Source organism: Microbacterium paraoxydans (assembly GCF_018224615.1).
GTDB classification, from domain to species: domain Bacteria; phylum Actinomycetota; class Actinomycetes; order Actinomycetales; family Microbacteriaceae; genus Microbacterium; species Microbacterium paraoxydans_B.
Genome location: NZ_JAGTUK010000003.1, coordinates 47,139 through 62,039, shown reverse-complemented (window position 1 = coordinate 62,039; position 14,901 = coordinate 47,139). Strand labels below are relative to the sequence as shown.

Sequence of the window (14,901 nt, the reverse complement as noted above, 5' to 3'; positions counted from 1 at the left end):
CTGACGCATTCCGGCACTCCTGTCACAGTGTTCACTTCTGTCACTTCTGTTGACATGCCTATACATCCGTGTCAGCGTGAAGTGCTCGAAAGGGGCCCGTCGTGAACCTTCAGACCGCCGCTCGCCGCGCACGAACTCTGCCGCTGGGACTGCCCGCCGCCATCGCAGGCGCTCTCGCGGCCACACTGAGCGCCACGCCCGCCGTCGCCGTGCCCGACACCTCGCTCGCTCCGCACGAACGACAGCGGACCACTCCCCCACGCGCGGTGCCCGCCCAGGCGGCACCCGTGTCCTACGTGGTCCAACCCGGTGACACCGTCGCCGGGATCGCCGGTCGCTTCGGACTGCGTACGGTCGACGTGCTGACCTGGAACGGGCTCTCGTGGCGCTCGGTCATCTACCCGGGCCAGACCCTCGCGCTCCAGCCTGCGACGCCGGCGACGCCCGCGCCCGCGCCGGCTCCCGCCGCGACGACCGTTCATGCGGTCGTGGCGGGAGACACCGTCTACGCGATCGCGCAGCGCTACGGCACGAGCGTCGACGCCGTCCTCTCCGCGAACGGGCTCACACGCTCCTCGATCATCTACCCGGGCCAGACCCTCGCCATCGCCGCTTCCTCCACCGCCCCCGTCGCGACACCCGCACCCGCACCCGCCCCGGCACCGGCACCCGCACCCGCAGCCGCCGCGACGCACACCGTCGCCGCGGGCGACACGCTGTACGGGATCGCGAAGGCCTACGGCACCACGACGCAAGCACTTTTCGCCCTGAACGGCCTCGGCCCGTCATCGATCATCTACCCGGGCCAGCGGATCGCCGTCCAGGCCGCTCCGGCTCCCGCCACCGTCCCCGCACCGGCGCCCGCGACGGGCGGCCAGCTCAGTGCCACCCTCTCGGCTGAGCAAGCCGCCAACGCCGCGCTCATCATCCGTATCGGTCGCGAGCTCGGCGTCTCCGACCGCGCGATCGCCACGGCGCTGGCCACCGGCATGGTCGAATCCGGTCTGCGCAATCTCGCCTGGGGCGACCGCGATTCGCTCGGCATCTTCCAGCAGCGCCCGAGCACCGGCTGGGGCACACCGGACCAGATCATGGACGCCGAACGCAGCACGCGCGTGTTCTACGGCGGCCCCGCCGATCCCAACGGCACGGTCACGCGTGGGCTCCTGGACATCCCCGGGTGGGAGAGCCTGTCGTTCACCGCCGCGGCGCAGGCCGTGCAGATCTCCGCCTACCCCGACAAGTACGGTCAGTGGGAGACCCAGGCCTATGCCTGGCTCGCGCTGTACGGCTGACCTCTCCCGCGAATCCGGGCTCCAGGGGTGAGGCGCTCCCGGGGCTTTCAGGCAATCCTCCCTAGAATTCTGACGTGACGACCAATCAGCAGGCCGACCCCCTCATCGGGCGGCTTGTCGACGGTCGGTACCGTGTCCGCGCGCGGATCGCGCGCGGAGGGATGGCCACGGTGTACGTCGCCACCGACCTCCGCCTCGAGCGGCGCATCGCCCTCAAGGTCATGCACGCGCACCTGAGCGACGACTCCGCGTTCCAGAGCCGCTTCATCCAAGAGGCTCGCGCTGCCGCGCGTCTGGCCGATCCGCACGTCGTGAACGTCTTCGACCAGGGTCAGGACGGCGAGCTCGCCTACCTGGTCATGGAGTATCTGCCCGGAATCACCCTCCGGGAACTGCTCCGCGAGCAGAAGCGCCTCACCGTCGCGCAGACCATCACGATCATGGACGCCGTCCTCGCCGGGCTCTCCGCCGCTCACCGCGCCGGCATCGTGCACCGCGACGTCAAGCCGGAGAACGTGCTGCTCGCGGAGGATGGGCGCATCAAGATTGGCGACTTCGGCCTGGCCCGCGCAACGACCGCGAACACGGCGACCGGCCAGCAGCTGCTCGGAACCATCGCCTACCTCGCGCCGGAGCTCGTGACGCGCGGCACGGCCGACGCCCGCAGCGACATCTACGCGCTCGGCATCATGCTGTACGAGATGCTCGTGGGAGAGCAGCCCTACAAGGGCGAGCAGCCGATGCAGATCGCGTTCCAGCACGCCACCGAGTCCGTGCCGCGGCCGAGTGTGCGCAACCCCGCGGTGCCGGAGCAGCTCGACGAGCTCGTGCTGTGGGCCACGGAGAAGTCGCCGGACGAGCGTCCCGACGATGCCCAGCAGATGCTCGAACGCCTGCGTGACATCGAACGAGAGCTCGGCATCTCCCCCGCCGTGACCCGGGCGACGGTTCCGCAGCAGAGCGCCGCCGACTCGGGCGACCTCACCAAAGTCATGCCGGGCACGATGGTGATCGCCGACACGGCAGCGCCCGCCGCCGGCACGGTGGACAACGCGACGATCCTGCGGCGCCGCGCCGCCAAACGCCGGGCACGGGGAGCCTTCCTGCTGTCCCTCGTGCTGCTGCTGGCCGTGCTGGCCGGCGGTGTCGGCTGGTGGTTCGGCTCGGGTCCCGGCTCGCTCATCGCCGTGCCCGCCGTCGCGGGTCAGACCTACGATCAGGCCGCCGCCGAGCTCACCGAGGCGGGATTCGTGCCAACGCAACGCGACGAGTTCTCCGTGGACGTGGAGAAGGGCACCGTGATCGAGACCGACCCCGGCGAAGGTTCGCGTCTCGACAAGGGGACCACCGTCGCGGTCGTCGTGTCCGCCGGGCCGGCCTCGCACGACATCGCCGCCGTGGCCGGCGTGCCCGCTGCGGACGTGCGCGCGGCCCTGGAGGCGGCGAACCTGGAGATCACCGACGACGAGGAGTACTTCACCGACGTCGCCGACGGCTCGGTCATCAACGTCCGCATCACCCCGCGAGCGGGCGGCGACGCCTATGGCTGTGACGAGGGGTGCACGGTGTTCGAGAAGGACACCGCGACCATTCAGGTCTCGCGCGGGCCCGTGCCGGACGTGAGCGACATGACGGTGGGCCAGGCAACGGACGCTCTCACCAGCAAGGGCCTCAAGGTCAACTCCGAGAGCCAGTTCCAGCCGAGCGACACGATCGGCAAGGACCGGGTGATCGGCATCGCGGAGCGCGGCGAGGAAGGCTCGTGGCGTCCGGGAGAGACCGTCCAGCTCATCATCTCCCAGGGTCCGCCGCTGTTCGATGTCCCCGACGTGTCCGGGCTCTCCCGTGACGAGGCGACCAAGGCGCTGCGCGACGCCGGGTTCAAGTGGGCCTACACGAGCAGCACGGGTCTCCCCGACTCCGTCTGGGATCTGCTCGCCAATCAGAACACGCGCGTCGAGTCCTACAGCCCCTCCGACCCGCAGCGCAAGGGCGCGACGATCACGCTCACCATGGGCTTCGCGGGCTGACCCGCACACGATGAAGGGGCCGGAACATCGTTCCGGCCCCTTCATCGTTCACGCGTCCACCGCGTCAGCGCTTCTCGAGCTCCTCGGCCACGAGGAATGCCAGCTCCAGCGACTGCATGTGGTTCAGGCGCGGGTCGCACAGGCTCTCGTACCGGGTCGCGAGTGCGGCCTCGTCGATCTGCTCCGAGCCACCGAGACATTCGGTCACGTCGTCGCCCGTGAGTTCGACGTGGATGCCGCCAGGGAACGTTCCGACGGCGCGGTGCGCCTCGAAGAAGCCGCGCACCTCGTCGACCACGTCGTCGAAGCGACGGGTCTTGTAGCCGGTGGGCGTGGTGATGCCGTTGCCGTGCATCGGGTCGGTGACCCACAGCGGCTGCGCACCCGACTCGCGGACGGCCTCGAGCAGCGGCGGCAGCGCGTCGCGGATCTTGCCCGCCCCCATGCGCGTGATGAACGTGAGGCGCCCAGGCTCGCGCTCGGGATCGAGCTTGTCGATCAGCGCGAGAGCCGTTTCCGGCGTGGTGGTCGGGCCGAGCTTCACGCCGATCGGGTTGCGGATCTTGGAGAAGTAGTCGACGTGCGCTCCATCAAGTTCGCGCGTGCGCTCACCGATCCACAGGAAGTGGGCGGAGGTGTTGTACGGGGTGTCCGTGCGGGAGTCGATCCGCGTCATCGGCCGCTCGTAGTCCATCAGGAGACCCTCGTGACCGGTGAAGAACTCGACCCGCTTGAGCTCGTCGAAGTCCGCGCCTGCAGCCTCCATGAACTTGATGGCGCGGTCGATCTCGGCCGCCATGCGCTCGTAACGCTGGTTCGCCGGGTTCTGGGCGAAGCCCTTGTTCCACGAGTGCACTTCGCGCAGGTCGGCGAAACCACCCTGCGTGAACGCGCGGATGAGGTTCAGCGTCGACGCGGCGGTGTGGTAACCCTGCAGCAGACGACCGGGGTCGGCCTGACGCGAGCCCTCCGTGAAGTCGTAACCGTTGACGATGTCGCCGCGGTAGGCCGGGAGCGTGACCTCGCCCCGGGTCTCGGTGTCGCTCGAGCGCGGCTTGGCGAACTGCCCCGCCATGCGTCCCATCTTCACGACCGGCATCGAGGCACCGTACGTGAGCACGACCGCCATCTGCAGGACCGTCTTGATGCGGTTGCGGATCTGCTCCGCCGTGGCACCCGCGAACGTCTCGGCGCAGTCGCCGCCCTGGAGCAGGAAGGCCTGACCAGAGGCAGCCCGCGCGAGGCGGTCGCGGAGGTTGTCGACCTCGCCCGCGAAGACCAGGGGCGGGAGCGCGGCAATCTGCCGGGAGACGTCGGCGACGCGGTCGGTGTCTGGCCACTGCGGCTGCTGCTTGATGGGAAGCGAGCGCCAGGCATCAAGGGCATCGATGTGGTGCGGAAGCATGCGTCCAGCCTACTGGTCGGCAGGGGCACCGAGATGCGCCGCGGAGGCTATGTGACGCGCGCCGGGAGACGGTCTTTCACCGTCGAGGCGTAGACGTCCTCGTACTCCTGCTGCCCCAGTCGCTGGAGTGCCACCATGATCTCGTCGGTGACGGATCGCAGGATGTAGCGGTCGTTCTCCATGCCCGCGTAGCGCGAGAAGTCGAGCGGCTCCCCGATCACGATCCCGACCCGCATGATGCGCGGGACACGGCGTCCGATCGGCATCGCGGTGTCGGTGTCGACCATGATGACCGGGACCACGGGCACCTTGGCTTCGAGCGCCATCCGCGCGATGCCGGTGCGTCCGCGGTAGAGCTTGCCGTCGGGGCTGCGGGTGCCCTCCGGGTAGATACCGAGGAGTTCGCCACGGCCGAGCACCTGCAGGCCGGTGTTGAGGGACGCCTCCGAGGCCTTGCCGCCCGAGCGGTCGATGGGCAGCTGCCCTGTCGCCTTCATGAAGAACTTGGTCGACCATCCCTTGAGGCCGCGCCCGGTGAAGTAATCGCTCTTGGCGAGGAACGACATCGGGCGGTCGATCATCAGCGGCAGGAAGATGGAGTCGGCGAACGAGAGGTGGTTGCTGGCGAGGATCGCCGCACCGCTCGAGGGCACGTTCTTCCGGCCCACGATCCACGGGCGGAACACCGCCTTGACCACGGGGCCGATCACGACGTACTTCATCAGCCAGTAGAACATCGAGGTGAAGTCTAGCGCCGCCGCATCGTTCGCCCCCAGCCCCCAGCTTCGCCTCTTCGCGACTCAGTTTCACACTGAGCGCGACCCGGTGCCATGCCCTAGACTCGGACCAACGCCCGTGCCCGACCGGTACCGAAGGAGCTGCCGTGGTCCAGTTTGAAGTCCCCGCGATCGTCCCCGCCGATCCCGACGCGAACGTCGCCGACCTGCTCGCAGAGCGCGTGCGTGCCACGCCCGACCGCGCCCTCTTCTCCGTCCCGCAGGGCGACGGCTGGCGCGACATCTCCGCCGCCGACTTCCAGACCGCGGTCATCGCCCTGGCCAAGGGCTTCGCCGCGGCCGGCATCCAGCCCGGCGAGAAGGTCGGCTTCCTCGCCCGCACCACCTATGAGTGGACACTCATCGACTTCGCCCTGTTCTACGCCGGCGCCGTGATGGTGCCGATCTACGAGACCAGCTCCCCCTCGCAGATCCAGTGGATCCTCGAGGACTCCGGCGCCATCGCACTGATCGTCGAGTCTCCGGAGCACTTCGCCCGTGTCGACGAGGTGCGCAGCGAACTTCCCCTGCTGCGCGAAGTCTGGCAGCTGCACCTCGGCGCGATCGACACGCTCACCGCGCAGGGCGCGACGATCCCGGACGAGGAGATCGACCGTCGCCGCAACCTCGCGGTCGCCTCCGACATCGCGACCCTCATCTACACGTCCGGCTCCACCGGGCGCCCCAAGGGGTGCGTGCTCACGCACAGCAACTTCGTCGAGCTGTCCCGCAACGCGGCGAAGGCACTCGACGAGGTCGTGCAGACGCCCGGCTCCTCCACGCTGCTGTTCATCACCACCGCGCACGTGTTCGCCCGCTTCATCTCGATCCTCAACATCCACGCCGGCGTGCGCACGGGCCACCAGCCCGACACGCGCCAGCTTCTTCCCGCCCTCGGCTCGTTCAAGCCCACCTTCCTCCTCGCCGTTCCCCGCGTGTTCGAGAAGGTGTACAACTCGGCCGAGCAGAAGGCCGAGGCCGGCGGCAAGGGCAAGATCTTCCGCGCCGCCGCCGACGTCGCGATCGAGCACTCGCGCCTGCTCGAAGAGGGCAAGAAGATCCCGTTCGGCATGAAGCTGAAGTTCGCCCTGTTCAACAAGCTCGTCTACAGCAAGCTGCGCGAGGCCATGGGAGGCAACGTCGTCTACGCCGTGTCGGGCTCCGCACCGCTAGGCGCCCGGCTCGGCCACTTCTTCCACAGCCTGGGCGTGGTCATCCTCGAGGGCTACGGCCTCACCGAGACCACTGCCCCGGCCACCGTCAACCTCGCGGACAAGTCCAAGATCGGCACGGTCGGCCCCGCCCTCCCCGGTGTCGGGATCCGGCTCGCAGACGACGGCGAGATCGAGGTGCGCGGCATCAACGTCTTCAAGGAGTACTGGAACAACCCGGAGGCCACCGCGGAAGCGTTCAGCGAGGGCGGCTGGTTCCACACCGGTGACATCGGAAGCTTCGACTCCGAGGGCTTCCTCACCATCACGGGGCGGAAGAAGGAGATCATCGTCACCGCGGGCGGCAAGAACGTCGCCCCCGCTGCACTCGAGGACCCCATCCGCGCCAACCCCATCGTGGGTCAGGTCGTCGTGGTGGGCGACCAGCGTCCCTTCATCTCCGCGCTCGTGACGCTCGACCCGGAGATGCTGCCGACCTGGCTCGCGAACAACGGGCTCGACGAGAAGATGTCGCTCGCCGACGCGGCCGCCAACCCGGCCGTGCGCGCCGAGGTGCAGCGCGCGGTGGACGCCGCCAACCAGCGGGTCTCGCGGGCCGAGTCGATCCGCAAGTTCACGATCCTCGACTCCGAGTGGACCGAAGCCTCCGGCCACCTCACGCCGAAGCTCTCCATCAAGCGCAACATCATCATGAACGACTTCGCCGACGAGATCGCCGCGATCTACGACGAGCCGGTCGCCACGACCAACGTCGCCATCGGCGGCTGACGCGCACCGAACAAGAAGGGCCCCGCGATCGCGGGGCCCTTCTTGTGTGTGTCAGAACCAGGAGCTCTCGCGCACCTGGCGCATCGCGACCTTGCGTGTCTCCGGATCGAGCCGGGTGAGGAAGAGCTTGCCGTCGAGGTGATCCGTCTCGTGCTGGAGCGCTTGAGCCAGCAGTCCATCGCCCTCGAGCACGACCGGCTGCCCGTCGAGGTCGATGCCTTCCACCCTGGCCCAGGGGTACCGCTGGGCATCGTGCCAGAGACCGGGGACAGAGAGGCATCCCTCCCCCGTGGGCTCGGGCTCGCCGCGGACCTCCGTCAGCACGGGGTTGAGCACGTAACCGATCTCGCCGTCGATGTTGTAGCTGAACGCCCGGACAGCCACACCGATCTGCGGGGCAGCCACCCCGGCACGTCCCGGCAGCTCCACGGTGTCGACCAGGTCCGTGACCAGCGCGCGCACGCCGTCGTCGATCTCATCGATGGGGGCGCACACCGTACGCAGGACCGGGTCGCCGAAGATCCGGATCTCGCGGACTGCCATCAGGCGGCCCTCGCCCGCAGGCCCTCGACCAGGAGAGCCGCGAGCTCCCGCGCGGCCGTGCGGGTCTCGGGCAGCAGGTTCGCGAACACGATGCTGCCGCCCCCGGCGATCTGCGGGTCGTAGGGAACGCGGACCACGCTGCGCACGCGCGTGGCGAAGTGCGCCTGCAGCTCGTTGAGCCGCACGAGCGGGGTGCCCGGCGTCGACTGGTTGAGCACCACGATCGCGTCACGGGCCTGCTCGGTGTACCCGTTGGTCTCCAACCACGTGAGTGTCTCGGACGCCAGGCGCGCCTCGTCCACGCTCAGCCCCGACACGATCACGAGCTGATCGGCGAGGTCGAGCGTGGCCGACATCACCGAGTGCACGATGCCGGTGCCGGTGTCGGTCAGCACGAGCGAGTAGTAGTGCGCGGCGACCGCGGCGACATCACGGTAGTCCGTGTCACTGAACGCCTCGGCCACGTGCGGGTCGGCGTCGGACGCGAGCACGTCGAGCCTCGTCGCATCCCGCGCCACGATCGCGGAGATGTCGTGGTATCCGCGCACCTCGTCACGGATGCGAACGAGGTCCCGCACGGACTTGCCGTGCTGAGGGCGTGCGACGCGGTCAGCGAGAGTGCCCCGGTCGGGGTTGGCGTCCACCGCGATCACGCGGTCCTCGCGAGCGTCCGCGAGGGCCATGCCGAGCAGCGCGGTGATGGTGGTCTTGCCCACTCCGCCCTTGCGGGACAGCACCGGGATGAAGCGCGCGCCGCCCGTCAACGGCGCACCGATCCGCGCTGTGAGCGCCTTGCGCTCGCGTGCACGTCGCCCGTCGCCGATGTTGATCCGGCGTCCGGAGACCGTGTAGAGGAAGTGGCTCCAGCCACCCTCCGGCTCGGGCTTGCTGACGTGATGCGGATCGAGCAGGCGATCGGCCGTGAGCAGATCTGCCGACTCCCGCGCCGCCTCGCTGAGCTCACCCAGACGCTTCGAGGCGAGCGTGACCTCGGGGGCGGCAGCGGCGCGCGGCGTCTGGCGGACGACGGACCGATTGTCGGGCGTGGACATCCTGGGCTCCTTCCGGGGCGATGATCCAGGGACGACGGACGAAGCAGCGCGATCGGCGACCGCGTCAGCGTCCGCCTTCGCGATGAAGCGCGCGGCGGCCGCCTCCTCCTCCGCGGCTCGCGCAGAGTCATCGGCCCCATCCGAGGCCGCTCCGTGAGGGGTCGGCTCGATCACAACGGCCTCACGGATCTCGTCGTGCGCGGACGGATCCGGCTCCGGCTGCTCGTCCTCGTCCTCGTCCTCGTCCTCGTCCACGTCCTCGACGATAACGTCGACGAGCGGCGCCTCGGCGTCTGCTTCCCGCAGCTCCGCCTCCCCGTCCGCTGCTTCCGGACCCTGCACTTCCGGTTCCGGCGAGGGCTTCGTGACGGACGGTTCGACCGGCTCTGAGGTGTCGACGCTCGCGGGCGCGGGGGTGGTCGCCTCTGCCGTCACTTCAGGCTCCCCGTCCGCCGGAAACTCCGGAGGGAGCGCTGCACGTGCCGCGGGTGCCGCATCCGCGGCTGTCGGCGGAACACCGGGCGACTCCGCCGCCGGCGCGGCCCCCTCGACCGGTGACGTCGAGCTGATGGTGATCGCCGAGGCAGGGACCGGGACGGTAGCGCCCGGGAGGGTGAGCTCGTCGATGAGCAGCTCGCCGACGACCTCGCCCTCCACCACGCTGTCGTCGACGAGATCATCGTCCTCTTCGATCGGCAGCGTCACGCGGACCTGCGCGGTTCCGCCGAGGATGCTGATCCCCGCCGTGTCGATCGACCCGGTGTCGTCCAGCACCCCCAGCGGATTCTCCTCGGGGTCGTCTGTCTTCTTCGTGGTCACGTGTCACTCCAAGCCTGTGCGGGGCCTCGGGTGCGCAACGCAGTGCGCGGCCTCGCCCGCACAAGATTAGTGCGACGGACGGATCACGACCAAAAGATCTCCCGCGTCGACCTGCTGGGTCTCCGCGATCGCGAGCCGTTCGACCACGCCGTCGACAGGGGCCGTGATCGCCGCTTCCATCTTCATCGCCTCGATCGACGCAACCGGCTCTCCCGCCCGGACGGGCGCACCGACCTCGACCTTCAACGTGACGACCCCCGAGAACGGAGCCGCGACCTGACCGGGCACGGACGTGTCCGCCTTCTCCACCTCGTGGGCGTCCACCACGATCGAGCGGTCGCGCACGAACACGGGACGCAACTGCCCGTTCAGCGTGGTCATCACCGTGCGCATGCCCCGGTCGTCGGCATCGCCGATCGCCTCCAGACCCACGTACAGCTGCACACCGCGGTCGATCTCGATCAGGTGCTCCTGCCCGGGTACGAGCCCGTACAGGTAGTCGCTCGTGTCGAGCACCGACAGGTCGCCGAACAGCTCGCGGCGCTCGCGGAACTCGGCAGTCGGCGCCGGGAACAGGAGGGTGTTGAGCCGGGAACGGCGCTGTTCACTCGACCCCGCCAGGTCGGCCTCGTCTTCCGCGGTCAGTGCCGTGACCCCCGCGCGCACCGAGCGACCGGCCAGCACCTTGGAACGGAACGGCTCCGGCCACCCGCCCGGCAGGTCCCCCAGCTCGCCCGCCATGAAACCGACGACCGAGTCCGGAACGTCGTACTTCTCAGGGTGCGCCTCGAAGTCAGCGGGGTCGGCCTTCACGGCGGCGAGATGCAGAGCGAGGTCGCCGACGACCTTCGACGACGGTGTGACCTTGGGCACGCGACCGAGGATCCGGTCGGCGGCGGCGTACATGTCCTCGATCAGCTCGAAGTCGTCCGCCAGGCCCAGAGCCTTCGCCTGCTGGCGCAGGTTCGAGAGCTGGCCGCCCGGGATCTCGTGGTGGTAGACGCGGCCCGTGGGTCCCGGCAGCCCCGACTCGAACGGCGCATACTGCCGCCGCACCGCCTCCCAGTACGGCTCCAGGTCGGACACGGCTGCGAGCGACAGGCCGCTGTCGCGATCGGTGTGCGCAAGCGCCGCCACGAGCGACGACAGCGACGGCTGGCTCGTGGTGCCCGACAGCGGAGCGGAAGCTGCGTCGACGGCGTCCACACCCACCGCGCTGGCGGCGAGGAGCGTCGCGAGCTGACCCCCCGGGGTGTCGTGCGTGTGCAGGTGCACGGGGAGGTCGAACCGTTCGCGCAGCGCGGCCACCAGTTTCGCGGCGGCCGCGGGACGCAGCAGTCCCGCCATGTCCTTGATCGCGATGATGTGTGCGCCCGCGGCGACGATCTGATCCGCGAGACCGAGGTAGTAGTCGAGGGTGTAGAGCTCCTCGGCCGGGTCGAGCAGATCGCCGGTGTAGCAGAGAGCGACCTCGGCGACGGCCGTGCCGGTACTGCGGACCGCTTCGATCGCCGGTCGCATCTGCTCCACGTCGTTGAGCGCGTCGAAGATGCGGAAGATGTCGACGCCACTCGCCGCCGCCTCCGCCACGAACGCCTGTGTCACCGCGGTCGGGTAGGGCGTGTAGCCGACCGTGTTGCGCCCGCGCAGCAGCATCTGGATCGCGACGTTCGGGAGCGCCGCCCGCAGCTTGTCCAGCCGCTCCCACGGATCCTCGCCCAGGAACCGCAATGCCACGTCATACGTCGCACCACCCCAGGCCTCGACCGAGAGCAGTCCAGGGGTGAGCCGGGCGAGGTACGGTGCGGCGGCGACGAGATCCCTCGTGCGCACCCTGGTGGCCAGCAGTGACTGGTGCGCGTCGCGGAACGTGGTGTCGGTGATGGCGAGCGCGGTCTGCGCGCGGAGGCTGCGGGCGAATCCCTCCGGACCGAGTTCGAGCAGACGCTGACGGGACCCGGCCGGCGGCTCCGTGGTGAGGTCGATCGCCGGCAGCTTCGCGACCGGGTCGACCACGCCGGGGTGGGCGCCGTGCGGCTTGTTGACCGTCACGTCGACCAGCCAGTTGAGGATCTTGGTGCCACGGTCCTTGGACACGCGCCCCCGCAGCAGTTCCGGCCGCTCATCGATGAACGAGGTGCTGACATCACCGCGAACGAACGCGGCGTCATCGAGCAGGGCCTGCAGGAACGGGATGTTGGTGGACACACCGCGGATGCGGAACTCCGCGAGTGCCCGACGCGCGCGAGCCACCGCCGCGGGGAAGTCCCGGCCGCGACACGTGAGCTTCGCCAGCATCGAGTCGAAGTGCGGGCTGATCTGCGCCCCCTGGTGCACGGTGCCGCCGTCGAGCCGGATGCCTGCGCCGCCGGGCGAGCGGTAGGTGGTGATCTTGCCCGTGTCGGGCCGGAAGCCCTGCGTCGGGTCCTCCGTCGTGATGCGGCACTGCAGCGCGGCGCCGCGCAGGTGCAGGTTCTCCTGCTGCAGACCGAGTTCGGCGAGGGACTGGCCGGCAGCGATGCGCAGCTGACTCTGCACGAGGTCGACATCGGTGACCTCCTCTGTCACCGTGTGCTCGACCTGGATGCGCGGGTTCATCTCGATGAACACGACCTCGCCGGCGCGCTCCCCCGCGGTCTCCAGCAGGAACTCGACCGTGCCGGCGTTCTCGTATCCGATCGACCGGGCGAACGCGACGGCGTATCCGTGCAGCGCGCGACGCACCTCATCATCGAGGTTCGGTGCAGGCGCGATCTCGACGACCTTCTGATGGCGCCGCTGCACCGAGCAGTCCCGCTCGAAAAGGTGCACGGTCTCGCCGGTCTTGTCCGCGAGGATCTGCACTTCGATGTGGCGGGGACGCACCACGGCCTGCTCGAGGAACATGCGCGGATCGCCGAACGCGCTCCCCGCCTCGCGCATCGCCTCGGCCAGCGCGGGCGCGAGATCGCCCAGAGTCTCGACGCGCCGCATGCCGCGGCCGCCGCCCCCGGCGACGGCCTTGGCGAACAACGGGAACCCGATCTCCTCCGCCTGCGCCACGAGGGCGTCGACGTCATCGGAGGCCTCGGTCGAGCGCAGCACGGGGACCCCGGCCTCGATGGCGTGGCGCTTGGCCTCGACCTTGTTGCCGGCCATCTCCAGCACCTTCGCGGGCGGGCCGATGAAGACGATGCCGTTGGCGGCCGCCTTCTCCGCCAGCTCGGGGTTCTCCGACAGGAAGCCGTAGCCGGGGTAGATCGCATCGGCGCCCGACTCTCGCGCGACACGGATGATCTCGTCGACGTCCAGGTAGGCGCGGACCGGGTGACCGCGTTCACCGATCTCGTACGCCTCGTCGGCCTTCAGCCGGTGCACCGAACCGCGGTCCTCATGGGGGAACACCGCGACCGTGCGCGCCCCCACCTCCACAGCCGCTCGGAATGCCCGGATCGCGATCTCGCCGCGATTCGCCACAAGGATCTTCTGGAACATGCACACCTCTGAGAGCTCGATGCGCGGCGTCGACGCACGCGCATGGGCGGGGCTGAGTGTTCCCCCAGCCTAGGGGAAGGTAACGTGGTGTCCGTGCACGTACTCAGCGTCAGCTCTCTCAAGGGAGGCGTCGGCAAGACGACCGTGACACTCGGGCTGGCCTCTGCGGCTTTCGCCCGGGGCGTCCGGACGCTCGTCGTCGACCTCGATCCGCAGTCCGACGTCTCCACCGGGATGGACATCCAGGTCGCCGGACGACTCAACGTCGCCGATGTCCTGGCGAACCCGAAGGAGAAGACCGTCCGTCAGGCGATCACCTCCAGCGGCTGGGCGAAGGTCCACCCCGGGACCATCGACGTGCTGATCGGCAGTCCGTCCGCGATCAACTTTGACGGCCCCCACCCGAGCGTCCGCGACGTGTGGAAGCTCGAAGAGGCCCTCGCCGCTGTCGAGGCCGACTACGACCTCGTGCTGATCGACTGCGCCCCCTCGCTGAATGCGCTGACTCGCACCGCCTGGGCCGCCAGCGACCGCGTGATGGTGGTGACCGAGCCCGGGCTCTTCTCCGTGGCGGCAGCCGACCGCGCGCTTCGCGCCATCGAGGAGATCCGGCGCGGACTGTCTCCCCGACTCCAGCCCCTCGGCATCGTGGTGAACCGCGTCCGCCCGCAGTCCATCGAGCACCAGTTCCGCATCAAGGAACTGCGCGACATGTTCGGACCTCTCGTCCTCTCTCCGCAGCTGCCGGAGCGCACGTCTCTGCAGCAGGCACAGGGCGCAGCCAAGCCGCTGCACATCTGGCCCGGTGACTCGGCGCAGGAACTCGCAGCCGACTTCGACCAGCTGCTCGACCGGATCATCCGCACGGGCCGCATCCCGGTGCCGGAGAACGGTCAGCAGAACTGACCTGGACGACGAAAACGGCCATCCTCTTCCGAGGGTGGCCGTTCTTCATTGGGGTGAGACGCCGCTCAGGCGGAGCGCTTCGCCCGCCGTGCCGAGAGCTCGTCGACCGGATCGGGAGCCGTGGGGTCGAAGGCGACGAGCGTCGACTCCACTTCGCGGAGCACCTTGCCCACGGCGATACCGAACACGCCCTGGCCGCGGCTGACGAGATCGATGACCTCGTCGTTGGACGTGCAGAGATACACCGAGGCGCCGTCGCTCATGAGCGTCGTCCCGGCCAGATCGCGGATGCCAGCCCGGCGCAGTTCTTCCACCGCGGTACGGATCTGCTGCAAGGAGATGCCTGTGTCGAGGAGGCTCTTGACGAGCTTGAGAACGAGGATGTCGCGGAAGCCGTACAGTCGCTGCGATCCGGAGCCACTGGCACCGCGGACGGTCGGCACGACCAGCTCGGTGCGGGCCCAGTAGTCGAGCTGACGGTAGGTGATGCCGGCGGCACGAGCGGCCACGGCACCGCGGTAACCGACCTCGTCGTCCATGGCCGGGAGACCGTCGGTGAAGAGGAGTTCGGTCACGAACCGCGGGTCGCCTGCGAGCTCATCCGCATTCATCTGAAATCCTCCCTGGAACGGTTATCTCCACGGTAGAGCAGTGCCCCTGC

At 69.3% G+C, this 14,901-nt stretch carries 10 protein-coding genes; 4 read left to right on the top strand and 6 right to left on the bottom strand.

Going from position 1 to position 14,901, the window contains the following annotated elements:
• Nucleotides 1–101 precede the first annotated feature (101 nt).
• Complete coding sequence (locus KE274_RS10435; protein WP_211543516.1) at nucleotides 102–1,295, top strand: LysM peptidoglycan-binding domain-containing protein; 1,194 nt, start codon at nucleotides 102–104, stop codon at nucleotides 1,293–1,295.
• A 74-nt stretch (nucleotides 1,296–1,369) separates the two neighbouring features.
• On the top strand, nucleotides 1,370–3,325 hold the full coding sequence (pknB, locus tag KE274_RS10430; RefSeq protein WP_211543514.1) for a Stk1 family PASTA domain-containing Ser/Thr kinase: 1,956 nt from the start codon (nucleotides 1,370–1,372) through the stop codon (nucleotides 3,323–3,325).
• A 64-nt stretch (nucleotides 3,326–3,389) separates the two neighbouring features.
• Here the strand turns inward: pknB and KE274_RS10425 are convergent, their stop codons facing one another.
• Together KE274_RS10425 and KE274_RS10420 are read right to left on the bottom strand one after the other, a co-directional pair.
• Entirely contained in the window at nucleotides 3,390–4,730 is a 1,341-nt protein-coding gene (locus KE274_RS10425; RefSeq protein ID WP_211543512.1) for a class II 3-deoxy-7-phosphoheptulonate synthase, read from the bottom strand.
• Between the two features lie 47 nt (nucleotides 4,731–4,777).
• Nucleotides 4,778–5,467 carry a lysophospholipid acyltransferase family protein gene (locus KE274_RS10420; protein WP_211543510.1) on the bottom strand — a complete coding sequence of 230 codons (690 nt, stop codon included), beginning with the start codon at nucleotides 5,465–5,467 and terminating at the stop codon, nucleotides 4,778–4,780.
• Nucleotides 5,468–5,613: 146 nt separating this feature from the next.
• Here KE274_RS10420 and KE274_RS10415 point away from each other — a divergent pair, with 146 nt between their 5' ends.
• A complete protein-coding gene (locus tag KE274_RS10415) occupies nucleotides 5,614–7,446 on the top strand; it encodes an AMP-dependent synthetase/ligase (protein ID WP_211543508.1) in 1,833 nt (610 codons plus the stop codon).
• Nucleotides 7,447–7,497: 51 nt separating this feature from the next.
• On the opposite strand, the gene KE274_RS10410 is transcribed toward KE274_RS10415, so the two are convergent.
• From KE274_RS10410 to KE274_RS10400, 3 genes are all read right to left on the bottom strand, one after another.
• On the bottom strand, nucleotides 7,498–7,989 hold the full coding sequence (locus tag KE274_RS10410) for a peptide deformylase (protein ID WP_211543507.1): 492 nt from the start codon (nucleotides 7,987–7,989) through the stop codon (nucleotides 7,498–7,500).
• On the bottom strand, nucleotides 7,989–9,860 hold the full coding sequence (locus tag KE274_RS16555; RefSeq protein WP_307872187.1) for a MinD/ParA family ATP-binding protein: 1,872 nt from the start codon (nucleotides 9,858–9,860) through the stop codon (nucleotides 7,989–7,991). Before KE274_RS16555 ends, KE274_RS10410 begins: the two co-directional genes overlap by 1 nt.
• 66 nt (nucleotides 9,861–9,926) lie before the next feature.
• Nucleotides 9,927–13,334 (bottom strand): pyruvate carboxylase, encoded by a 3,408-nt coding sequence (locus tag KE274_RS10400; RefSeq protein ID WP_211543505.1) that lies wholly within the window; start codon nucleotides 13,332–13,334, stop codon nucleotides 9,927–9,929.
• Nucleotides 13,335–13,427: 93 nt separating this feature from the next.
• On the opposite strand from KE274_RS10400, the gene KE274_RS10395 reads away from it, so the two are divergent.
• Nucleotides 13,428–14,240 carry a ParA family protein gene (locus KE274_RS10395; RefSeq protein ID WP_211543503.1) on the top strand — a complete coding sequence of 271 codons (813 nt, stop codon included), beginning with the start codon at nucleotides 13,428–13,430 and terminating at the stop codon, nucleotides 14,238–14,240.
• Between the two features lie 65 nt (nucleotides 14,241–14,305).
• Here the strand turns inward: KE274_RS10395 and KE274_RS10390 are convergent, their stop codons facing one another.
• Nucleotides 14,306–14,851 (bottom strand): MerR family transcriptional regulator, encoded by a 546-nt coding sequence (locus KE274_RS10390; protein ID WP_211543501.1) that lies wholly within the window; start codon nucleotides 14,849–14,851, stop codon nucleotides 14,306–14,308.
• Between the last annotated feature and the right edge of the window lie 50 nt (nucleotides 14,852–14,901).